The 22,279-nt window shown below is 69.6% G+C and carries 16 protein-coding genes; 7 read left to right on the top strand and 9 right to left on the bottom strand.

Annotated features, from left to right (window positions below; translation table 11 throughout):
• Positions 1-4 precede the first annotated feature (4 nt).
• The 3 genes from BLR49_RS03785 to BLR49_RS03775 all read right to left on the bottom strand — a co-directional run bounded on the left by BLR49_RS03785 (position 5) and on the right by BLR49_RS03775 (position 4,408).
• Entirely contained in the window at positions 5-1,441 is a 1,437-nt protein-coding gene (locus BLR49_RS03785) for a glycoside hydrolase family 30 protein (protein ID WP_092533686.1), read from the bottom strand.
• Between the two features lie 80 nt (positions 1,442-1,521).
• Positions 1,522-3,654, bottom strand: coding sequence for a beta-galactosidase (locus BLR49_RS03780; protein ID WP_092533683.1), 2,133 nt, complete (start codon positions 3,652-3,654; stop codon positions 1,522-1,524).
• 274 nt (positions 3,655-3,928) lie between these two features.
• Positions 3,929-4,408: a hypothetical protein gene (locus BLR49_RS03775; protein ID WP_092533680.1), complete on the bottom strand. Its 480-nt coding sequence runs from the start codon at positions 4,406-4,408 to the stop codon at positions 3,929-3,931.
• A gap of 263 nt (positions 4,409-4,671) precedes the next feature.
• On the opposite strand from BLR49_RS03775, the gene BLR49_RS03770 reads away from it, so the two are divergent.
• Positions 4,672-4,884, top strand: a complete 213-nt coding sequence (locus tag BLR49_RS03770) for a ribbon-helix-helix domain-containing protein (RefSeq protein ID WP_143008854.1) — start codon at positions 4,672-4,674, stop codon at positions 4,882-4,884.
• An 85-nt stretch (positions 4,885-4,969) separates the two neighbouring features.
• Here the strand turns inward: BLR49_RS03770 and BLR49_RS03765 are convergent, their stop codons facing one another.
• From BLR49_RS03765 to BLR49_RS03750, 4 genes are all read right to left on the bottom strand, one after another.
• On the bottom strand, positions 4,970-6,157 hold the full coding sequence (locus tag BLR49_RS03765; protein WP_092533674.1) for a phosphoglycerate dehydrogenase: 1,188 nt from the start codon (positions 6,155-6,157) through the stop codon (positions 4,970-4,972).
• 46 nt (positions 6,158-6,203) lie between these two features.
• On the bottom strand, positions 6,204-7,286 hold the full coding sequence (gene serC / locus BLR49_RS03760) for a 3-phosphoserine/phosphohydroxythreonine transaminase (protein WP_092533671.1): 1,083 nt from the start codon (positions 7,284-7,286) through the stop codon (positions 6,204-6,206).
• A 143-nt stretch (positions 7,287-7,429) separates the two neighbouring features.
• Positions 7,430-7,963: a hypothetical protein gene (locus BLR49_RS03755; RefSeq protein WP_143013693.1), complete on the bottom strand. Its 534-nt coding sequence runs from the start codon at positions 7,961-7,963 to the stop codon at positions 7,430-7,432.
• Between the two features lie 287 nt (positions 7,964-8,250).
• Entirely contained in the window at positions 8,251-9,246 is a 996-nt protein-coding gene (locus BLR49_RS03750) for a hypothetical protein (protein WP_143013692.1), read from the bottom strand.
• Between the two features lie 617 nt (positions 9,247-9,863).
• Here BLR49_RS03750 and BLR49_RS03745 point away from each other — a divergent pair.
• Complete coding sequence (locus BLR49_RS03745) at positions 9,864-11,453, top strand: SLC13 family permease (RefSeq protein ID WP_092533662.1); 1,590 nt, start codon at positions 9,864-9,866, stop codon at positions 11,451-11,453.
• 186 nt (positions 11,454-11,639) lie between these two features.
• Here the strand turns inward: BLR49_RS03745 and BLR49_RS03740 are convergent, their stop codons facing one another.
• The gene (locus BLR49_RS03740) at positions 11,640-13,136 is read right to left on the bottom strand and encodes a CCA tRNA nucleotidyltransferase (RefSeq protein WP_176765773.1); all 1,497 of its coding nucleotides are present in this window, start codon (positions 13,134-13,136) and stop codon (positions 11,640-11,642) included.
• Positions 13,137-13,232: 96 nt separating this feature from the next.
• Here BLR49_RS03740 and BLR49_RS03735 point away from each other — a divergent pair, with 96 nt between their 5' ends.
• From BLR49_RS03735 to trxA, 5 genes are all read left to right on the top strand, one after another.
• A complete protein-coding gene (locus BLR49_RS03735; protein ID WP_092533656.1) occupies positions 13,233-13,742 on the top strand; it encodes an NUDIX hydrolase in 510 nt (169 codons plus the stop codon).
• Positions 13,739-16,141: a DUF6049 family protein gene (locus BLR49_RS03730; protein ID WP_143013691.1), complete on the top strand. Its 2,403-nt coding sequence runs from the start codon at positions 13,739-13,741 to the stop codon at positions 16,139-16,141. Before BLR49_RS03735 ends, BLR49_RS03730 begins: the two co-directional genes overlap by 4 nt.
• Positions 16,138-19,881, top strand: a complete 3,744-nt coding sequence (locus BLR49_RS03725) for a murein biosynthesis integral membrane protein MurJ (protein ID WP_092533650.1) — start codon at positions 16,138-16,140, stop codon at positions 19,879-19,881. Before BLR49_RS03730 ends, BLR49_RS03725 begins: the two co-directional genes overlap by 4 nt.
• Positions 19,882-19,984: 103 nt before the next feature.
• On the top strand, positions 19,985-20,911 hold the full coding sequence (gene trxB / locus BLR49_RS03720; protein ID WP_092533647.1) for a thioredoxin-disulfide reductase: 927 nt from the start codon (positions 19,985-19,987) through the stop codon (positions 20,909-20,911).
• A 92-nt stretch (positions 20,912-21,003) separates the two neighbouring features.
• A complete protein-coding gene (trxA, locus tag BLR49_RS03715; RefSeq protein ID WP_092533644.1) occupies positions 21,004-21,330 on the top strand; it encodes a thioredoxin in 327 nt (108 codons plus the stop codon).
• Between the two features lie 271 nt (positions 21,331-21,601).
• On the opposite strand, the gene BLR49_RS03710 is transcribed toward trxA, so the two are convergent.
• Positions 21,602-22,015: a hypothetical protein gene (locus BLR49_RS03710; protein ID WP_092533641.1), complete on the bottom strand. Its 414-nt coding sequence runs from the start codon at positions 22,013-22,015 to the stop codon at positions 21,602-21,604.
• Positions 22,016-22,279: the final 264 nt, after the last annotated feature.

Here is a 22,279-nt window from a genome sequence, read left to right as displayed (position 1 = left end):
TGTGTCAGGCCAGCGGCTTGGGCGCCACCTCCACGTGCTCTGCGGGCACCACCACGGTCACCAGCGAGTCGGCCGGGGCGGTGAAGGACACGTTCTTGCTGCCCACGCCCACCACGAACTCCTGCGGGGTGGTCATGTCGTTCTGTGCGGCCACCACCACCGAGCCGTCCGGGTTGTGGAAGGCCAGCAGGTTCTCGTACCCGGTGTAGGACAGCGCCGGCACGAACCGGGCGCCTGGCTGCACGAAGCCGGACAGGTGCCGCAGCACGTAGTACTCGTAGGTGAAGCGGCTCTTGCCGGTGTCCGGGTCCACGGTCACCAGGGAGTTCTGGCTCCACCCCCAGCGGGAGACGCCGCCCTCGTCCAGCGCCAGGTTCCAGTAGTCGTAGACGCTGGCGCCGTGGTTGAAGTAGTGGCGCATCATCGTCCAGGCGTAGCGGGCGTAGCGCCAGTCGTTCTTGCCGTCGCCGCACTCCTGCTCGGACTGGTAGATCTTCAGTTCCGGGTGGTTGTGGTGGATGAAGGGCACGGCCCGCTTGCCGTCCCACTGGAAGCCGACGCCGCCGATGTGCGGACCCACCTCCGGGTCGGCCAGTACCTTCTCCACCATGGTGTCGTCCGGGCGCTCCATGGTGCCGAAGAAGACCTGCACGCCGCGGCGCTCCATCTCCGGGATGAGGTGCTTCAGGAACGCGATCAGGCCCTCCGGGGTCCAGGTGCAGGCCGGGTAGATCTGCGCGGAGTTGAACTCGTTCTGCGGCATGACCATGGAGATGTCGATGCCGCGCTCGGCGTAGGCGTCGATGAACTTGCCGAAGTAGCGGGCGTAGGCGTCCAGCACCTGCTCACTCAGGATCAGCCCGTCGGTGCCCTCCTCTATCTGGTTGTCCGGGGACAGGCCGTTGTCGAAGTTGGTCTGCTCGCTCATGGGGTTGGGGGCGGCGCAGGCGTAGTGGTGGTTGCGCTTGAACCACGACGGCGGGCCCCAGGGGGAGGCCCACAGGGTCAGGTCGGGCCGGTGCGCCTTGGCGGCGCGGATGTAGGGCACCAGGGTGGCGTCGTCGTGCTCGACGCTGAAGTGCTCCAGGGCGTAGTCGCCGTCGACCTCGTCGTAGGAGTACCAGTCGGTGGCGAAGTCGTTGGCGCCCACCGGCATGCGGCAGACGGACAGGTTGGCGCCGACGCCGGGGGCGAAGATCTGCCGCAGCACCTCGGTGCGCTCGGCCTCGGACAGCCGGGACAGGGCCACCCAGCCGAGCTCGTTGAAGCAGACGCCGAAGCCGTCGACCTCCTGGGCGGGGGCGTCCAGGCGCAGGAAGGCGCCCGGGAAGGTCCGCATGGCTTCGATGGTGACGGGGGTGTCCGGGGTGAACCAGGGGTCGGCCTCGGTGGTGGCGTAGAACTGGAAGGTGTTGAGGCTGGTGTCGGCGGTGTCTGTCATGAGTGATCCTCGGAGTTGTGGTTGCGGGTGCTTCATTGCGGATGGTCGGTGTTCGCGTCTCGCCGAAGCCGGCGCCCGCCTCAGGCCTCGACGACGAGGACGCCCCAGGCGGGAACGGTCACGGTGGTTGAGGCGTCGACGACGGCGCCCGCCCGGCCGAGCGTGCCCAGGACGTCGTGCCCGCGCACGGGCAGGACGAAGGCGGCGGGTTCGCGCGAGCAGTTCAGGAAGTAGGTCAGCCGGCGGCCGCGGCCATTGGTGCCGCGGCGCACGGTGACGACGCCGGCCAGGTCCTGCGCCCAGTCGGTCACGCCGGCCCGCTCGGCCACCAGCCGCAGCACGGCGCGGGTAAGCGCCGGGGAGGTCATGGTGGCCAGGTGGGTGATCGAGCCGTCGCCGACGGCGCGGGTGGCGATGGCGGGTCCGCTCCAGGCGTGGTGGTCGTAGGTGGCCAGCACCTCCACCTCGACGTCCCCCTGGAGAGCTGCGGCGTCGACGGGGGTGAGCAGCTCCATGAAGGTGGCGGTGGCCAGGGTGGCCGGTTCGGTAGCGCCGTCGTCGTCCAGGGCCGCCGCGAGCGCACCCACCGGGCGCAGGGCCACGCCGTCGGGGCGGGTGAACTGGTCGGTGCCCAGGCCGAGCAGGCCGGACAGGCCGTGGGGCTGGCGATCGGTGAAGACCTGCACGTTCTCATCGGCGACGCCGGTGCGGAAGGTGGTGAGCAGGTGGCCGCCGCCGGCCACATAGGCGCGTAGGGCGTCGGTGGTGGCCTGGGGAGTGACGTACAGTGCCGGGGCGACCAGTACGGCGTAGCGGTTAAGGCGCTCGACGGGGGCGTCGGCGGGGACGACATCGACCTCCAGGTTCAGGTCGAACAGCGCGTCGTAGAGCCAGCGGAAGACGTCGTTGTAGTTGGCGCCGCCGCCGGCGTACTGGCGCGGGAAGCCGGCCTCGAGGCTGAACCACTCCAGGGCGGTGTAGGCCTCGTTGGAGACCATGATGGCCACGCGGTTGTGCTTACGCAGGCCGGTCAGGGAGGCGGCGTGCTCCTTCAGCTCCCGGCCCACGACGCAGGCCTCCCGGTAGGTGGGGTTGGGCGTGTAGTCCTGGCTGAGCAGGCCCTTCCAGTAGGTCTCGAAGGAGTTGTGGATGGAGCCCCAGTGCCAGTACATGACGCCGCAGGCGCCGGAGGCGAGGTGGGAGTACGCCTGCAGGCGCAGCTGGCCGGGGTAGGGCAGCCAGCCCATCTGCCCCTGCGCCTGCGTCTCGATGACCAGGTAGGGGTCGCCGTCCTTCAGGGAGCGGGAGATGTCGCCGCCGAAGCCGATCTCCTTGCCGGTGAGCTGGTCGTCGCCGGGGTGGTAGATGTCGACGCCGGCCAGGGTGACGGCGTCGGCCGCCTGGAAGTGGTCGACGGCGGGCTGGATGCCGAAGGAGTGGCCGCGCCACTCGTAGTCGAAGTTCTGGGTGACGAACTGGTCCGCGCGGCGGTACTCGTCCACGAGGGCGCGCTGCCAGGCGAGGAAGTCGGTGACCAGGCCGCGGCGGAAGGCGTCGAAGGCGGCGGCCAGGGAGCCGTTGATGGTGCCGGTGACGTCGGGGAAGTCCTCCCAGGCGCCCACCCGGTTGGCCCAGTAGTTCAGGCCGAACGCCGAGTTCAGAGCGTTGAGGCCCTCCTGCCCAGCGCCGAAGCGCCGCTTGAGGCTGTCGACGAAGGCGCGCTGGATGTCGGGGTTGGCGGCGTCGTAGTACTTGGTCTCGTTGTCCAGCTGGAAACCGACCACGTGCTCACGCGGCGCCGTGTGGCGGGCCAGGGCACGGATGGCGGCCTCGGCGTAGCGGCGGTAGGCGGGGGCGAGGATGTTCATGTTCTGGCGCGGCCCGTACTTGTTGGGGCCGGCGGCGGTGACGCCGAGGACCTCGGGGTGGCGGGAGGCGAGCCAGGTGGGGATGGCGGCGGTGGGGGTGCCGACGATGACGTCCAGGCCGTGCGCGGCGGCGGCGTCGAGGGCACGATCGATGTGGGTGAAGTCGAAGACGCCGGGAGCAGGGTTCCAGGTGCCCCAGGTGAACTCGGCGATGCGGATCGTGGTGAAGCCGGCGTCCACCATCATCTGCATGTCGCGTTCCAGCCGGTCGGGGCCCGCGGCGGCGGGGGTGTACTCGTCGTAGTAGGCGGCCCCGAAGATGAGCCGGTCGGGGTGCTGCGTCATGGTGCCCTCCTGTGCGGCGCCGTCGCCGCCTATCTAGTAGTTACTAGATAGTAGATCAGATGGGCGCGGAGGGGAAGCCCCTGTCGCGAGCAAGAGCTCTCCGACGGCTCCCGAGGACAACACTCCGGGCCGGTGGCAGTCACGCCTGAGCGCAACCACACCACCGGCCCGGAAGCCTTTCATTTCATTGATCTATAGCAGTATTCAGAGGCTCGGCATCACGGACCACGCATCTTCCCCTCCTCCTCATCATCAACCATCGAAGTAACCCACGTCACCGATCTTGTCGTCGTGGTTCAATCTGACGGTCTCGGAAGTAGAAGCCCGCCGCCGTCGCGATCAGAGTCAAGATCGGAGCAGTGAAGCTTTCCCAGTTCAGTGGCCGCCCGAAGAACAGCCAACCCACCGCACCGACAACCACGATGAGGATCAGCGTCACACCCAGAACATATGCCAGCCGGCTGCGCGTACCTTCGCGCCGGAACTCCATGTAGATCTCTTTGTCAATGTTGCCCTCCAGGCGTCCCCCGGCAGGGACCGTGTCGACCTCATCGATCGGACTCACCTCAGCACCGAGGCTGTCCGCCAGGGCATCGGCAGCCGCCTCATCCCCCGGGGCTCCCCCAACTGTGGGAGGCCTGTCCCGTGGCGTCGGCAGGGGACCCTCGATCTGTATGCCGTCATAGAGAGAACCCGAAGCAGGGACAGTCTCCGTCTCATCGATCAGCTCGCCCTGATCGTGCTCGGAAGCCATAGATGCACACATCCGCTCATCTCCTTCCCGGAGCAGCACTCCTACGAAACCATATGGGCCTAACCAGCCCATCATGACACAGACTACACCGATGTGATTCACCTGTCCATACCCTGTATGCTCGCCATGTTGCCGGGGGGATCCGATTATCCACACAGATTCCACATCCCATGTGGACAACGACCCCACGGAGATGTAACCTAGTGAACGAAGTAAAGTGCCATGCTGCACGCACTGCGGCATGCCAAGGAGAGAGCATCATCGTGGCTACAACGCGACTGAGCGTGAACATCACCGACGAGACCGCACAAGCACTCAGGACGCTGGCGAAAGAGAAGGGGACCACGGTCACCGACATCGTTCGCCAGGCAACCGGGCTGCTGAAGTTCATCGACGACGAGCTGAAGGACCCCGAGCAGGTGCTTCAGATTAAGAACATCCGCACCAACGAGATTTCTCGCATCAAGTTGATCTGATCAGGCACACAGCCAATCGCCCGGAGCCGCACCGTTGATCGAACAAGTGTGCGGCTCCGGGCGACGCGGGAGACGGCTGATGCCCTCAGGCGGCGGGCTCCAGAGCCCGGGCGGACAGGACGCCGTCGATGGCGCGCAGCTGCTCGAGCACGTCCTCGCCGAGCTCGCCCTCGACGTCGACCAGCGTGACGGCCAGGTCGCCGCGGGAGCGGTTGAGCAGGTTGGCGATGTTCTGCCCGTGCTCGGCCACCAGGGTGGAGACCTGTCCGACCATGTTGGGCACGTTCTGGTTGACGATCACCAGGCGGCGGGTGCCGGGCTCGCGCGGCAGCACCGCCTCGGGAAAGTTGACCGAGTTGTGTACCTGGCCGTCCTCGAGGAAGCCGCGCAGCTCATCCACGGCCATGACGGCGCAGTTGCGCTCGGCCTCCTTGGTGGAGGCGCCCAGGTGCGGCAGCGAGATGCACTTGGGGTGCTTGTGTACGGCGGTGGACGGGAAGTCGCACACGTAGCCGCCCAGGGTGCCCTCGTCGAGGGCGGCGACGACGGCGGCCTCGTCCACGATCTCGGCGCGGGCGAAGTTCAGCAGCACCGCCGTCTCCTTCATCAAGGCGATGCGCTGGGTGGAGACCAGGCCGCGGGTGGCCTCGATCAGCGGCACGTGCACCGTGAGGATGTCGGCGCGGCGGAAGACCTCCTCCATGGTCTCGGCGCGCTCCACCTCGGCGCTCAGGTGCCAGGCGTGCTCGACGCTGATGCCGGGGTCGAAGCCGACCACGTTCAGGCCGAGGCCGAGCGCGGCGTTGGCCACCTGCACGCCAATGGCGCCCAGGCCGATCACGCCGAGGGTGCGACCGGGCAGCTCGAAGCCGACGAACTGCTTCTTGCCGGCCTCGACGGCGCGGGCGATCTCGGCGTCGTCGCCGGTGAGCTCGTGGGCGAAGCGGGCGGCGGGGATGAGGTTGCGGGAGGCGATGAACAGCCCGGCCAGCACCAGCTCCTTGACGGCATTGGCGTTGGCGCCGGGGGTGTTGAACACCGGAATGCCGCGCCGGGTCATGGCGTCGACCGGGATGTTGTTGGTGCCGGCGCCGGCGCGGGCGATCGCCATTACCGAGTCGGGGATCGGCACGTCGTGCAGCTTGGCCGAGCGCACCAGCAGGGCGTGCGGCTCGGTGACGTTGCCGCCGACGTCGTAGCGCTCGTCGGGGAAGCGGGACAGGCCGGCGCCGGAGATGGCGTTGAGGGTCTGGATGCGGAACTGCTTGGTCATGGCGGTGGCTTCTCCTGAGGTTCTGCGGAGCTTCCGAGCGGGGCCGTCAGGCGCGGGTGCGCTCGAACTCGGTCATGTAGTCGATCAGGGCGGTGACGCCGTCGTCGGGCATGGCGTTGTAGATGGAGGCGCGCATGCCGCCGACGCTGCGGTGGCCCTTGAGGTTGGTCAGGCCGGCGGCGTCGGCGCCAGCGAGGAAGTCGGCGTCGAGGGCGGGGTCGGCCAGGGTGAAGGGGATGTTCATCCAGGAGCGGGAACGCGGCTCGACGGGGTTGGTGTAGAAGTCCGAGGCGTCGATGGCGGCGTACAGGCGCTCGGCCTTGGCGCGGTTGCGCTCGCCCATGGCCTCCAGTCCGCCGGTGGACTCGATCCAGTGCAGGATCAGGCCGAGCAGGTAGATGGAGAAGGTGGGCGGGGTGTTGAGCATGGAGTCGGCGCCGGCCATGACCTTCCAGTCCCAGATGGCGGGCACGTCGGGGCGGGCGCGATCCAGCAGGTCCTCGCGCACGACGACGATTGCCAGGCCCGCGGGGCCCAGGTTCTTCTGGGCGCCGCCGTAGATGACGCCGAAGCGCTCGACGTCGATGGCGCGGGAGAGGTAGGTGGAGGAGAAGTCCGCCACCAGGGGGACGTCGTCGGCGTCGGGGACGTAGGGGAACTCGACGCCGCCGATGGTCTCGTTGGGCGTGTAGTGCAGGTAGGCGGCGTCGGCGGGGACGGTGAAGGAGCCGGGCTCGGGGGTGGTGGTGTAGGAGGAGGCGGACTCGTCGGCGACGGTGACCACGTTCACGCCCTGGCGGGCGGCCTCCTTGATGGCCTTCTTGGACCACTGGCCGGTGTTGATGAAGGCGGCGGTGGCGCCGGGGGCGGCGAGGTTCATGGGGATGGCGGAGAACTGGCCGGTGGCGCCGCCGGCCAGGAAGAGGACGCGGTAGTTGTCCGGGACGCCGGCGACGCGGCGGAAGGCGGCCTCGGCGTCGGCGGCGCAGGCGACGAAGTCCTTCCCGCGGTGGGAGACCTCCAGCACGCTCATGCCGGAGCCCTGCCAGTCGGTGAGCTCGGCGGCGGCCTGCTTGAGCACGGGCAGCGGCAGTTGTGCGGGGCCTGCGGAGAAGTTGTACACGCGCATGGCTACACGATAGCCGGGGGGCGGTGCGTAGCCGAAAGCGTCTCATGGGACGGGGCAGCGCACGGGGAGCCCGCGGTATTGCGCCCGGGCTGTCGCCACCGTCCGCGGAACATGACCGGCATCGACGGCGTCGCCCCACCGGCCTAGCGCAAGGGTGCGGGTAAGGGTCGGTACTGGGTGGTGTCCCGCGCCTTGAACGAAGCCGCGAGATCAACAACGATGAAAGCAAACAGCAAGACGAGCGCAGCTACGGACACGCGGATTAGCGGCATTACAACAAGGTCGGCGGACTTGCGCCACGGGGAGTAGTACACCGGAGTGTCGCCCGCGTCGAGGAACAGGAAGGAGGCTCCGAGGAACGCAAGCAGGTACACCGCGTAGGCCAGCGGAATCCACGGCGAAACGGGGCGCTCACGAGCATTCGATTGAGCCACCTGAAACAACACAGCGAGCACAATGTGCACTATCGCCTGGCAAGGGCCGACGGCGATGACATAGACGAATGCTCCCCAACCGGCCTTGTTATCCGCGACCATGGACACCACGCCCGCCACCGGCACCAGCACGACCGACACCCACCCGACGATGAGCGCCGTGATACGGCCGGCGTTCGCACGGGGCCGAGTGGACACGAACCCGGGTCCGGGGGGACCGGGGAGAGTGGACATGCTGTTCACGAAAACACTGTAGCGAGATCGCCTCGCCGCTGTCCGCGCGCGCAGGCGGGTAGCTCTATCCATCTTCCCTGTCCGGTTCGGCACGACGGCGGTCTGCACGCACCCCCCGGAAGGCGTCGACTACGCCGGTTCGGGGTCTACTACGCCACTTAGCGGTTGCTTGTGCGGCTGTACCCAGCGTCATCAACCGCTAACCGGCGTACCCAACGCCGAAGTGGCGTAGTAGTCGCCACGGGCGCCCGGCGCGCGTCCCTCGCCGGAGCAGGACACCGTCCCGAGCCGCACCCCTACAGCCACAGGTCGCGACGACGTCGGGTCTCGCGCAGGGTCGCAGGCGGAAACAGACTCTCGACCCGCCGTACCAGGCGTTCAGGGTCCAGCAGCTCCCGCCACTCGAAGCGGTGCACCGTCCACCCGCCGCGACGCAGCACCATCTCCCGCCGCTTCTCCGCGCGCACATCCGCCGCCGTCGCCAACTTGCCGTAGCCGTCGAACTCCAGGTCGATCATGGCACTCTCCACGGCCAGGTCGAGAAAGTACTCGCGCTCGTCGTCACCGATCCAGCGCCGTTGCGTCACCGGCTCGGGCAACCCGGCGACGTCGACCGCCCAGCGCAGCACGCTCTCACCCGGCGACTCCGCGAAGGGGTCCGCGAGCTCCACCGCAATCCTGGCGCGCCGCTTGCCGTTGCGCCGCCCCTGGCTCTCCACCATCTGCGCCAGCCGCTCGCGCGCCGCGTCAATCTCCATCTCCCCATAGCAGCGCCGGTTGAAGCGATCGGGCCGGCACACCACCCGCAGGGCGGCATCCACCACCGGCAACGACTCACGTACCGGCAGATCGAAGGCGCAGTCCATGGCGGTACGCAGCGGGGTCGTCACCCGCAGGCCACCCACATTGACCACCTCCTCCGGAGCCGGTCCGATCGTGGAGCGCCGCAAGGCCACCGAACGCCCACCGCGGCTTCCCTCCGGCGTTCCGTACACGACAGCCGGAAGAGTGACGACACCGCGAGACCTCTTGCTGGACACCGCCAGGCGAATGCCGGGATCGGGCTCCAGAATGGGCAGACCCAGCACCACCGCCGCAGCCTCGTGGGTCAGGGAGATTGCCGACGGCGAGGCTCGCAGCGCGGCCTCGCAGCGCGCCAGTGTGACCAGCTGTTTGATGCGCCATTGCGGCGTGTCCGCTGCGGGCGCGACCATGTAGCTGCCGCGGGCGACCCGCACAAGATCATGGCGTCCCGCCAGGCCGCAGTCAGAGCGGTCGGACGTGAACAGCATGCGTGGACGCTCGGGCGGGGTCGGGTAGGACTGCATACCAGCAGAATCGTCTCGGACCGACGTCTCCGCCACCTGGCCTCGCGAGCCCTGTGGATTGGGGTGTCGCGAACGCTGCCTGTGGACGCCGGTGGCGACGGCCGATCACTTAGCAGCCTGGTTATCGCCACCGCCACATCCTTGGCAGCACGCTCGGTGGCGTCCCGCCTCCCAACCCGCAAGCATCGAGCCGGACCACACCTGTCAGCTCGTCTACTACGCCGGTTCGGGGTCTACTACGCCACTTAGCGGTTGCTTGTGCGGCTGTACCCGGCGTAATCAACCGCCAACCGGCGTACCCAACGCCGAAGTGGCGTAGTAGTCGCCGCGTGCACCCAATTCCCGGCCCCTCCCCGACCCCGGCTGTGCACCGGATAGACCTCACCCCAAGTCGCCTGGCCGTGATGGCTCCGGCCTCGCCGGCTGAGAATGCCGCAGCTCTAGGTCGGCAATCGGAAGCATGACACCTAACGAACCGCTGCAATCACGTCATTTCCCAATCCCAACTAAACACTGGTGGAATCCGTGAAAAAGAACTAGACTGTCACGGCTGGTGTTCTTCGCACGAAGAGGTGCATCTCATGAGTTCGCCTCCAAACCACACGTCAGCCTCAGCCGTACGCGCCTTCTCGGAACATCCCATCTCGACCGCAGTCAGGCGCCGCCGCGGCATCGGCCTCGTTCTCGGCCCGGCCCTTGCCGCTCTCGTCTACATCCTGTTCCCCGGCGGTGCCGTCGACCAGGTCAACGCCGCTGCGGCAGCGGCGGGAGATGACGCCGTCTTCACCGACACCGGTCTGCGTACCGTCGCCGCCGCCGCAGTACTGCTGGGCCTGTGGTGGATGACCGAGGCCATTCCACTGGCCGCCACCGCCCTGCTGCCACTGGTGATCTTCCCGGCCCTCCAAGTGGCCGACTTCAAGGAGGTCGCCGCCCCCTACGCTTCCGACACCATCTTCCTGTTCATGGGCGGATTCATGCTCGCCCTGGCCATGCAGAAATGGAACCTGCACCGTCGCATCGCCCTGTGGGTGGTGCTGCGGGTGGGCACCCGTCCCCGCGCCCTCATCCTGGGCTTCATGATCGCCACCGGCTTTCTGTCCATGTGGGTGTCCAACACCGCCACCGCCGTACTCATGCTGCCGATCGGAATGTCCGTGCTGGGCCTGGTGTCCTCGCTGGTCGGCGCCCCAGCGGAGGTGCGACGTTTCTCCACCGCCCTGATGCTCGGCATCGCCTACTCCGCCTCTATCGGATCGGTGGGAACGATCATCGGAACACCGCCCAACGCACTACTGGTGGCCTACCTGTCGGAGACGCACGACATCCAGATCGGCTTCGGGCAGTGGATGCTCGTAGGCGTGCCCTTGGCCGTCATCTTGATGGCGGTGGCCTGGTGGCTATTGGCCTTCGTCCTGTTCCGCCCCGAAATCGATGACATCCCCGGCGGCCGGGAGGTCATCGAGGAGGAGTGGCGCAGCCTAGGCCCCATGAGCGGCTGCGAGGTACGCGTCGGCGTCGTCTTCGTATCCGCTGCTGCCGCCTGGGTACTGGTTCCAACCCTCCTGGAGATGACCGGCTCAGCGCTCAATGTCTCCGACGCCCTGATCGCGATGATCACCGCCGCAGTGCTGTTCCTGCTTCCGGGGAACCACTCCCTGGGAACCCGCCTGCTGGACTGGAACACCGCCAAGATGCTGCCCTGGGACGTGCTGCTGCTCTTTGGGGGCGGCCTGTCTCTGTCCTCCATGTTCTCCCGGCTCGGGTTGTCCCTCTGGATAGGAGAGCAGGCCAAGGGCATGCAGGTGCTGCCCACGACCCTACTGGTCGCCGCCGTCGCCCTGCTGGTGATCGTGCTGACCGAGCTGACCTCCAACACCGCCACCGCAGCGGCCTTTCTGCCCATCATGGGCGGAGTCGCCGTTGGGATTGGTCTGACCCAGCAGACACCCGTGAACATCCTGCTCCTGACCGCCCCGGTCGCGCTGTCCGCCACCTTCGCCTTCATGCTGCCCGTGGCCACGCCGCCCAACGCCGTCGCCTACGGATCGGGGCACGTGCAGATGGGGGACATGGTCAAGGCCGGCATCTGGCTCAACATCACCGGCATGGTGCTGGTGACAGCGGCCGTCATGGGCCTGATCGTCCCGGTGTTCGGCCTGAATCTGTAGCCATCCCGGACTCGCGACGCCCGCGGGTGAGCATCGAGAATCGTTGGGTACGCCACTTAGCCGTCTACTCCGCCACCTACAGCCATACAACCGACCGCTAACCGGCGTACCCAACGCCGAAGTGGCGTAGTAGACGGGGCCGCCGACGGCGGGGGTCACCGCCGCCGTGCTCCGCGCCGACGCCGCCTACCGCCCGCCGCGCGCCGCCCACCAGGAGTGCAGCGCCTGGCGGGCCAGGTCCTCGCCGATGGGCCCCTTCTCCATGCGCAGGTCCATGAGGAAGCGGTAGGCCTCACCGACCACCGGCCCCGGCCCGACGCCGAGCTCGGCCATGATCTGCTTGCCGTCCAGGTCGGGGCGGATGGCGGCCAGCTCCTCCTCCTCACGCAGCTGCGCGATCCTCCGCTCCAGGTCGTCGTAGGCGGCGTCGAGCATGTGGGCCTTGCGCTTGTTGCGGGTGGTCACGTCGGCGCGGGTCAGCCGGTGCAGGCGCTCCAGGAGGGGCCCGGCGTCGGCCACGTAGCGGCGCACGGCCGAGTCGGACCAGGCGGCGTCGGCGTAGCCGTGGAAGCGCAGGTGCAGCTCCACCAGCCGGGAGACGTCCTTGATGGTCTGCTTGTCGAAGCGCAGCTTGCGCATGCGCTTGGCGGTCATGCGGGCCCCGACGTGGTCGTGCCCGTGGAAGGTGACGGTGCCGTCGCGCAGGAAGCGGCGGGTGGCGGGCTTGCCGATGTCGTGGAAGATCGCGGCCAGCCGCAGCGTCAGGTCGGGTCCGGGCACGGGCCCGTCGGGGCCGGTCTCCAGGTCGATGGCCTGCTCCAGCACCGTCAGGGTGTGCTCATAGACGTCCTTGTGGCGCTTGTGCTCGTCGACCGTCTCCTGCAGGGCGGCCAGCTCGGGCAGGACCACATCGGCCACCCCGGTGTGCACCATGAGCTCCAGCCCCCGGCGCGGCCAGGGCGCCAGCAGCAGGCGCTCGAACTCGGCCCGCACCCGTTCGGCGGAGACGATCTCCAGGCGCGAGGCCATGTCGCTCATGGCGTCCAGCACGTCGGGCTCGACGTCGAATCCCAGCTGGGCGGCGAAGCGGGCGGCCCGCATGATGCGCAGGGGATCGTCGTCGAAGGACTGCTCGGCGGTCACCGGGGTGCGCAGCACGCCTGCGAGCAGGTCGTCGAAGCCGCCGTGCGGGTCGACCAGCTGCAGCTCCGGCAGCCGCAGTGCCATGGCGTTGACGGTGAAGTCGCGGCGCGTGAGGTCGCCCACAAGGCTGTCTCCGTAGGCGACGGCGGGCTTGCGGGAGCCCGACTCGTACTCCTCGGTGCGGTAGGTGGTGACCTCGACGATGTCGTCGCCCTTGCGCGCACCGATGGTGCCGAAGGCCTTGCCGACGTCCCAGCAGGCGTCGCCCCACTCCCGCATGATCGCCTCGGTCTGCTCGGGGCGGGCGGAGGTGGCGCAGTCCAGGTCGTGCGGCACGACGCCGAGGAAGGCGTCGCGCACGGGTCCACCTACCAGCGCGAGCTCGTATCCGGCGTCGGCGAACCGGCGGCCCAGCTCATGCAGCGAGGCCGGCAGGTCGCGCAGCGCCCGGCGGGCGGTGGGGGTCAGGCCGTCGGCATCGGGACGCTCATCCGGGACGACGGCGGTGAGGGCACGGCGCTCCGGGCGGGCGGCGGACATGGTGGCGGGGGCGGTGGGGCGGTCAGTCATCGGCCTAAGCCTGCCACGCGCAACGCAAGCGAGCCGACCCCCGGGTGGACCGCCTAGAGTGTCCCCATGTCCTCCCACCGCTCACGTATGCCCCGCGCCGGCAGCCGGCCGCGGCGCACGACCACGCGCTCGCTGCCCGTGGTCGACGAGACGAGCGCCGGCGGGCTGATCATCGACGTGCAGGACGGACGGGCCGTAACCGCCGTGATCGCGCGTCGGAATCGGGGGGGACGCCTGGAGTGGTGCCTGCCCAAGGGGCACCTGGAGGGCGAGGAGACCGCCGAAGAGGCGGCCGTGCGGGAGATCGCGGAGGAGACCGGAATCACCGGCCGGGTGCTGCGGCACCTGGCCACCGTGGACTACTGGTTCGCCGGGGAGGACCACCGCGTGCACAAGGTCGTCCACCACTTCCTGCTGGAGGCGCTCGAGGGCGTCCTCACCACCGAAAACGATCCCGACCATGAGGCGGAAGAAGTCGAATGGGTGACCCTGGACGACGTCGCCCGCCGTCTGGCCTATCCCAATGAGCGCCGGATCGTCGCCGCCGCCAGGGAGATTCTGGTGGGTGACGGGTGAGCCCCGCCCCGGCGCTGAGCCGCCCGCTGGTTCCGCACGCCGCCCGGCGGCTGCTGACGGCGCTGCTGTCGGCACTCGTCCTGGTCGCCATGCTGATGCTCTCCCCGGCCGGCGCGGCTCCGGCCGCGGGGGCCGCGGGTGACGCCTGGTCCGGCCCAGCCGTTCGGGGTGCGGATGTCTCCACCGACGACGAGGTCACCGCGCAGGTCACCCTGACCGTGGACAGCCTGGCGCCGGAGGTCGTGAGCACCGGGGAGGACGTCACCATCGCCGGCACGATCACCAACGGCACCGACCAGGCGCTCACGGACGCCACCCTGGTGGTGCAGATGCAGTCGCGCACCGAAATGACGACGACGGGCCTGGCGTCCTGGCTGGCCGACGAGCACGACACGCCGCTGGCGACGGTCGCCCTGCAGACCCTGGAGGAGGAGATCGCGCCGGGGGCGGAGCGAGACTTCAGGGTGACCGTAAGCTCCGACGACCTGCCGCTTACCGACACCGAGCAGTGGGGACCGCGCGGCGTGCAGGTGGCGCTCACCCAGGGGTATACGACGCTCACCGAGGACCGCACCATCCTGCTGTGGAACCCGGGCGTGCGGGTCAGCCCCACGCGGGTAACCGCCTTCGTGCCCGTGACGGCGTCACCGGAGGAACTGGTGGCCTTGACCGCCGCCACTCCCGCCACGCCGGAGGAGCGGGCCGCCGCCCCGTCAGCCTCCGCAACGCCGACTGCGGGCGCCTCCGCCGGCGCTGCCGCGGGAGGCACCACCGACCCGGACGGCGCAGAGGCCGCTGCCGGCGCGGCGGGCTCCGCAACAGGCAATGCCGAAGGCGCCGGCGACACCGCCGACGGCTCAGACACCGCGAACGCGGATTCCGGGCGCGCGCAGGCGCGCAGCTCGGATGCGGACGCCGCCCAGACACTCGCCGCGCTGCGCGAGCGGGTGCTCGGGCTGCTGGAGCTGGCCGACGACGGCGTGGTCCTGGCGGTCGACCCGGCCCTGCTCACCGCACTCGGCCTTGACGCCACCGCGCAGGCCACCGCCTCGCCCAGCCCCGCCGCCGAGGCCGAGCAGCCGGATGGCACCGACGCCGACCGGCTCCGGCACGCCCTGGCCGCCGCCCTGGAGGCCGGCGACGTGGTCGCACTGCCCTGGGCCGACGCCGACCTGAGCGCCCTCGCGCACCTGGGCGAGCACGGCCTGATCGACTCCGCCCTTGAACGGGCGGCAGACTCCGCTACGGCGCAGGCCGGAGCCGGCACTTCCGTCGTCTGGTCCGCGGGGGCCCTTGACGGCGCCATGCTCGCCCTCCTGCCCGACTCGGTGACCACCGTGGTCGCCGCCCCCGGTGATGTGCCCGTGGCCGTGGACCTGACCTACACGCCCTCGGGCACCATGACGCTCGACGGCCGCACCGTGCTCATCCCGGAGGAGCGGCTCTCCGCGGCGGCGGGCGGCAGCCTGCTCACGGACCAGGGGGACGCGGACCTGTCCGACCTCGACGCCGTCCAGCTGCTGCGCGGCGAGACCGCCATCCTGACCCGCCAGGCGCCGGCTGTCAGCCGCGACATGGTGGTGGCCGTCTCCCGTGAGGACGCCGCACGCACCGACCCGGAGGTGCTCCGCAAGCGCCTGTCCGCCCTGACCAACTCCACCTGGACGCAGGCGCAGGATCTCGGCTCCCTGCTGGATTCGGCCGCCGACTCCGCGACCACCGGGGCCGAGGCGGCGCGCGTGGCGCTGCCGGACTCCGCCACCGGGGAGGGCGAGGTGACGGCGATGACCCTGTCGGCGGCGCGAGCGGCCGCCACCCGCCTGGACTCGGTCGCCTCGATCCTGAGTGATCCCGCCGGCGCCCTGGGAGTGTCCCCCGACGTGGTCGCCCTGAGCACCTCGTCCGCCTGGCGCACGGACGAGGCCGCCTGCACCACCATGATCAACCAGGCTCGCGCCCACGGCGAGGCCGTGACCCAGGCCCTGGCGGCGGCGCCGTCGAGCACCATCAACCTCATTGCCTCGGCCGCGGACCTGCCGGTGCGCATCGTGTCCTCCCTCGATCAGGACGTGACGGTCACGGTGCATCTGGAGTCCAGTTCCACGCGCCTGCAGATCTCCGACGACGTCACCGTCACCGTGCCGGCCCACGGGCAGACGACGGCGAGCGTGCCGGTGACCGCCGTCGGCTCCGGCGACGTCGACCTGACCATCCAGCTGCGTTCCGACGACGGCGAGAACGTCGGCACGCCCTCCACGGTCCATCTGCGGGTGCGGGCCGACTGGGAGAATGTGGGCACCCGCATCCTCGGCGGAGTCCTGGTGGTCCTGCTCGTCGCCGGCATCGTCCGAACCGTGCGCCGGGGACGTCGCACCGCTACACCCAGGGAGCGCAGATGAAGCAGGACGGGGCGCAGTCCCGGACCCACGGCCCGGTCGAGCGGGAGCAGCGGTCGCGTTCGGAGCGGCCCGCGCCCTCGATCGCCCGTTCCAGTGCGGTCATGGCCGCGGGCACGCTCACCTCCCGCATCCTGGGGCTGGTGCGCAACGCGCTGCTGATCTCCGCCCTGGGCGCCACCGCCTCCGGCGCAGCAGACGCCTTCAACACCGCCAACACGGTGCCGACCCAGCTGTACAACCTGCTGATCGGCGGGATTCTCAACGCGATCCTGGTACCGCAGATCGTGCGGGCGCTGCGGCAGCGCAACGGGGAGGAGCTGGTCAACCGGCTGCTTACGGCCGCCTCCCTGGTGATCGCCGCCGTGGCCGCGCTGCTGACGGTGGCCGCGCCGCTGGTGATCATGGCCTACGCCTCCGGCCTGGGCCGCTGGCAGCCGCTGGCCTTCGCCTTCGCCTTCTGGTGCATGCCGCAGATCTTCTTCTACGGCCTGTACGCCCTGTGGGGGCAGGTGCTCAACGCCCGCTCCAGCTTCGGGCCGTACATGTGGTCGCCGGTGCTGAACAACGTCATCTCGATCGCCTCGATCCTGGCCTACCTGCGCATTTACGGCGGATACACCTCCGGTCAGGACCCGGGGATCTGGGATGCGGGCCGCATCGCCCTGATCGGGGCGACGACGACGCTCGGCATCGCCGCGCAGGCGCTGATCCTGTACATCCCCCTGGTCCGCTCCGGCTTCCGCCCCAAGCTCATCCTCGGGGTGCGCGGCATGGGTCTGGGGAGCATGTCCAAGGTGGCGCTGTGGGCGCTGCTGGGCACGGGAATCGTCTCCCTGGGCGACCTGGCCGCCACGAACCTGGGCTCCCGGGCGGTCACCGCCGCCGAGTCGGCCGCCTACGCGGACGTGATCGTCCCGTCGACGACGATGTACGCCAACGCCCAGCTGGTGTACATGCTGCCGCAGTCGCTGATCACCACCTCGATCATCACCGCGCTGTTCACCCGCATGAGTGAGAAGGCCGCCGCCGGGGACCGGGAGGGAGTGCGCGACGACCTGTCCCTGGGGCTGCGCTCGATCGCCGTGTTCACGGTGCTGTTCGCGGCCGGCATCGGCACGCTGGCGGCTCCGGCGCTGCAGGTATTCGTCCCCTCATTGTCGCTGGAGCAGGCGGGCGCATCCGCCCCGATCCTGACGGTGCTGGCGATCGGCATCGTGGGGCAGGGCATCTGGTTCACCATGCAGCGGGTCATGCTCGCCTACGCGGACACCAAGCGGCTGCTCATCGCCGACACCGTCGTGGGGCTCATCCCGATACTGGTCTGCCTGGGCGCCTACCTGCTGGCCCCGGCCAACCACTGGATGGTGTGGGCGGCGGTGGCCTCGGCCACCTGCCAGGTCGCCGGCTTCCTCATCCTGGTGCCGCTGATCCGCCGACACCTGCCGGATCTGGACGGGCCGCGCGTGGTCGGCACCTACGCGCGGCTGATCGTTGCGGCACTGCCCGCCGTGCTGGTGGGGCTGGGTGTGCGCCGCCTGCTCGGCCCTACCGACGGCTCCCTGAGCGGCTCTCGCCCGGTGGATGCGCTGGTGACGGTGCTGGTGGCGGCGGTGGTCATGACGGTGGTCTACCTGGCCGGGGCCAGGCTGCTGCGCGTGCAGGAGCTGGACGTGTTCTTCAGCCCGCTCTCGCGCATAGTCACCAAGGTCGGGCGGCTGCTGCCCGGGCCGGTGGGCCGGGCGCTGGTGCGTGCTGGCCGCGCGCTGGCGCCGACGCCGACCGCTCCCGCCGGCACCGAGCCGGAGGAGGCCCTGGTGCTGCCGCCGTCCTTCCCCCCGGCCGTCCGCCCGGCGTCCGCGCCGTCGACCCCGAGTATCGGTTTCGCCCCGGCCGCCGTCTGGCCCGCCGATCCGGCTAGACTCGCCTTCAACACACAGGCACTACCAGTCGTGGGAGGCGACCTCATGGCGGACGCGACGCCGATCGGCTCCGGCCGATACGAGCTGTTGTCCACCATGCCCGCCACCCTGCCACGCATCGTGCGGCACCTGGGCCGGGACACGATCCTGGACCGCCCGGTCACCGTGCTCATGCTGACCGACGCCACCCCGCACCGCCGCGAGGTGCTGGAGGCGGCCACGCGGGCCGTCCTGGTCGACGACGCCCGCATCCAGCGCGTCTACGACGTCGAGGCGGCCACGCCGTCGTTCATCGTCACCGAGCCGATGGCGGGCCGAACCTTCGCCTCACTGGTCGGCACCGGACTGCGGGCCGAGCAGGTGCGCGCGATCGTCGGTGAGGCCGCCCAGGCCCTGGACGCGTGCTCGCGCCGTGGGCTGCACCATCTGAACCTGGCGCCGGAGTCGGTGCGGGTGCGGCCGGACGGCACCGTGCAGGTCTCCGGTATCGGCGTGGAGGCGGCCGCGCTGGGCCTGGATGCACGTGCAGCCGCCGACCCCCTGGCCGCCGACCGCGCGGACGCGCACGCCTTGGTCGAGTTGCTGTACTTCGGGCTGACGGGGCGCTGGCCGGGCAAGCGCGCCGGCCTGCCCACGGCGCCGATGGCGGGCGGGGCACCGGTGCCCCCGTCGCAGCTCGCCCGCACGCCCGAGGACGTCGACGCCGCCCTGGACCGACTGGTCGCCCGCACCTGGGGCGATCCGGCGGCCGCGCCCACCTCCGCCGCGGAGATCGCCTCTGCGCTGGCCCCGTGGGACGTTACGGCGCTGTCCGGTCTGGCGGCGTCGGCAACCTCGCCCGGTCCGGCTCCGGAGCCTCCCTCGGAGTCGGAGCCCGCGACCGCGGGTGCCACCACGGCTGCACTCACCAGCATGGCGGGCGGGGTCCTGGCCCGGCTGCGGCGGCGCTCGACCGCCCGTGTGGCGGATACGGCCGCCGTCGGCGCGGATGCATCGGCCGCGGCCACGGCATCGGTCGGCGCAGCCGACGAGGCCCCACCCACCCCGGCTGCGATCGGCGCGCCCGCCCCCGTCACCGCTGCGGACCGCCCGAGCGCGCCGGTCGAGCAGGCCGCGCCGGAGCCCTCCGCGCAGGCGGACAACCGGTTCGCGCCGGACCTCGCCGCCGAGGAGGACGAGCAGGAGCGGGCGGTCAACCGGACCACCACCGCCGTGCTCATCGCCGTGCTGGTGGCCGTACTGGTCGGGGTGTTCCTCGCGGTCAACAACCTGCTCGGCCTGGCCGGTGTGAAGTTCCAGGATGATGACATCCCCGCCGCCAAGACCGTGCCCACCGCGTCCGCGGCCGCCCCCGCGCCGGAGCAGCAGAAGCCCCAGGAGGAGCAGGAGCCCGCGGCGACGATCACACCCGCCTCGGCCCAGGCCCTCGACCCCTTCGGCGACAACAACGAGCACCCGGAGAACGCCGCCCTGGTGATCGACGGCGCCACCGACCAGGCCTGGTCCTCGCGTTACTACTACGACGCGTCCCTGGCCTGGAAGCAGGGCATCGGCATGGAGATCACGCTGGAGCAGGAGGCGCAGGTCTCCGGCGTCGACATTCACGGGACGGGCACGGGCGGCAACGTGCAGGTGCGCGCCACCAGCGCGCAGGACCCCACCGGGGGAACGCTGCTGGCCGAGGGCGCCTTCACCGAGGGCACGACCTCCTTCGAGTTCGAGGCCGCCTCCACGCAGTCGATCGTGCTGTGGGTGACTGACCTGCCGACCGCGGCCGACGGCCAATATAAGCTCACCATCTCAGAGATCACGTTTAAATAGGTCGTCCCACTGGAACAAAGCACCCGGCGCCCCGGTTCACTGGGCGTACGCACTTGGCATCCACGGGCGGCGGCCCGCGAAGAGCACACGAGTCAGGAGAGTCATGGTCCACGACGTCGTCATTGTCGGCTCCGGCCCCGGGGGGTACACCGCGGCTATCTACGCCGCCCGCGCCCAGCTGCATCCGGTGGTGCTCGCCGGCTCCGTGACCGCCGGCGGCGCCCTGATGAACACCACCGAGGTGGAGAACTACCCCGGCTTCAGCGATGGCATCATGGGCCCCGACCTGATGACCCAGATGCAGGAGCAGGCCGAGCGCTTCGGCGCTGATGTTCGCTTCGAGGACGTCACCGCGCTGGAACTGACGGGCGACGTCAAGCGCATCACCACCGACGACGCCGTCTACGAGGCCCGCGCCGTGATCCTGTCCACGGGCTCGGAGTACCGCAAGCTCGGGCTCGACGGCGAGGACCGGCTGTCCGGCCACGGCGTGTCCTACTGCGCCACCTGCGACGGCTTCTTCTTCAAGGATCAGCCGATCGTCGTCGTCGGCGGCGGGGACTCCGCCATGGAGGAGGCCCTGTTCCTGTCCCGCTTCGGCTCCTCGGTGACGGTGGTGCACCGGCGCGACCAGCTGCGCGCCAGCGCGGTCATGGCCAAGCGCGCCCAGGAGGAGGAGAAGATCGACTTCGCCTGGAACTCCCGGGTGGTGGCGCTGAACGGGGCCGAGGCCCTGGAGTCGGTGACCCTGGAGGACACCGTCACCGGCGAGCGGCGCGACATCCCGGCCGCGGGCCTGTTCGTGGCCATCGGGCAGGTTCCGCGCTCGGAGCTGGTGGCGGGCGTGCTGGAACTGGACGAGGCCGGCTACATCAAGGTGGACTCGCCCTCCCAGCGCACCAATGTGCCCGGCGTGTTCGCCTGCGGCGACGTCGCCGACCCGCACTACCAGCAGGCGGTCACCGCCGCCGGCTCGGGCTGCCGGGCGGCGCTTGACGCCGAGGCCTACCTGGCCGAGCTAGACGCCTGAGCGGTCGCCCGGGGCGCGGCCGCGGGGCACAAGCGCAAGTTTATTCGTCATTACCCATAATCGTTCACACCCTGTTCTGCTGAGGAGACAACATGTCCGACACGCTCGCCGTCACCGACGCCACCTTCGAGGCCGAGGTCATGCGGTCCGACATCCCCGTCGTCATCGACTTCTGGGCCGAGTGGTGCGGCCCCTGCCGCCAGATGGCCCCCGTCGTGGACGAGGTCGCCGCCGAGCTGGGCGGGCGGGCCAAGTTCGTGAAGGTGGATGTGGACGCCAACCCGGCCACCGCGCGCTCCTTCGGCGTGCGCTCCATCCCGACCTTCGCCGTCGTCTCCGGGGGCGAGGTGGTCCACCAGTTCGCCGGCTCCCGCCCGAAGGCCTCCTTCAAGGCGCAGCTGGAGAAGGTCATCGCCTGACCGGGTCGACCGCGCCGTGCCCGATTGTGGCTGGTTCTGGGGCGCCGCACTCGCGAGAGTGTCGCAGATCGGCACAAACGCCGGAAGCAATGACCAGGACACACGACGCAACCGCATGATTCCAACGATCGTCGGCGGGCCCTTCGGGCCCGCCGACGCGTTTGTGCCGATCTCGGACATTCCTCGGCACCGAGTGCTGCCACCTGCGCTCGCCGGGTGCGTCAAGGAGTCGCATGACGTGACCCTCCTAAGTACGTCACGAGGCATGGCCTCAGGTGATGGGGACGTGCTCCAGCAGAATCAGCTCGTCGGCCTCAGACCTGCGGCAGACCGTGAGGGTGTCGGAGGTTCCCTTCTTCAGCGGGTCGATGCACCGCAAGTCAGCAACGTCGCCCACGATGTCCGCGGCCGACGCCGCAGCGACGGTCTCCGCCAGCTCCTCACTGCGAGTCTTCGAGGGGGAGTCGAAGTCGCCGTCGAGCCAGGTTCCCTCCACGTCGCCTGCTTGCACCACGTAAACAGCGTCGACTTCGCCGTGCGGGCCGACCTCCGAGCTCTGATAGCCCTTCAGGCTGACACTACTGGGAATCTCGACCTCCCAGTTCTGCGCCAATACGCCGAGCTGCCAACTCAGGTCACCCTCCTCGTGCCCGTCGGCACAGCCGCTGAGTGTCGCGGTGACCAAGGCAGCAGCCAGCAACGGATAAGCACACCGACAACAATAGATGGGTTTACGACGCATGCCGCCATCTTAGACCGTGATTTTGATATTGAAGGGATAGATCGCACCCTATCGTGCCTCCTGTCTTGTTGAACGTCGCACCGCCACTCTTTGCTGTCTTCTTTCGTAGCGCGGCCACTGTAGCCGACTTCCCGGCAATAGAACCATTCTTGGGCACGTATGTGGTACCGGTACGGGTCAAGTCAAGGCCATGCAACGCCAACTCGG

The organism is Actinomyces ruminicola, assembly GCF_900103885.1.
Lineage (GTDB): Bacteria > Actinomycetota > Actinomycetes > Actinomycetales > Actinomycetaceae > Actinomyces > Actinomyces ruminicola.
This window is presented reverse-complemented; position numbering and strand designations above follow the sequence as displayed.

Coding starts and splice junctions, on each gene's coding strand:
- BLR49_RS03740 (WP_176765773.1), bottom strand. CDS start 13,136: ATGTCCGCCGCCCGCCCGGAGCGCCGTGCCCTCACCGCCGTCGTCCCG.
- BLR49_RS03750 (WP_143013692.1), bottom strand. CDS start 9,246: ATGCTGTTCACGTCCGACCGCTCTGACTGCGGCCTGGCGGGACGCCAT.
- BLR49_RS03765 (WP_092533674.1), bottom strand. CDS start 6,157: ATGACCAAGCAGTTCCGCATCCAGACCCTCAACGCCATCTCCGGCGCC.
- serC (WP_092533671.1), bottom strand. CDS start 7,286: ATGCGCGTGTACAACTTCTCCGCAGGCCCCGCACAACTGCCGCTGCCC.
- BLR49_RS03775 (WP_092533680.1), bottom strand. CDS start 4,408: ATGGCTTCCGAGCACGATCAGGGCGAGCTGATCGATGAGACGGAGACT.
- BLR49_RS03785 (WP_092533686.1), bottom strand. CDS start 1,441: ATGACAGACACCGCCGACACCAGCCTCAACACCTTCCAGTTCTACGCC.
- BLR49_RS03745 (WP_092533662.1), top strand. CDS start 9,864: ATGAGTTCGCCTCCAAACCACACGTCAGCCTCAGCCGTACGCGCCTTC.
- BLR49_RS03735 (WP_092533656.1), top strand. CDS start 13,233: ATGTCCTCCCACCGCTCACGTATGCCCCGCGCCGGCAGCCGGCCGCGG.
- BLR49_RS03780 (WP_092533683.1), bottom strand. CDS start 3,654: ATGACGCAGCACCCCGACCGGCTCATCTTCGGGGCCGCCTACTACGAC.
- BLR49_RS03725 (WP_092533650.1), top strand. CDS start 16,138: ATGAAGCAGGACGGGGCGCAGTCCCGGACCCACGGCCCGGTCGAGCGG.
- trxA (WP_092533644.1), top strand. CDS start 21,004: ATGTCCGACACGCTCGCCGTCACCGACGCCACCTTCGAGGCCGAGGTC.
- trxB (WP_092533647.1), top strand. CDS start 19,985: ATGGTCCACGACGTCGTCATTGTCGGCTCCGGCCCCGGGGGGTACACC.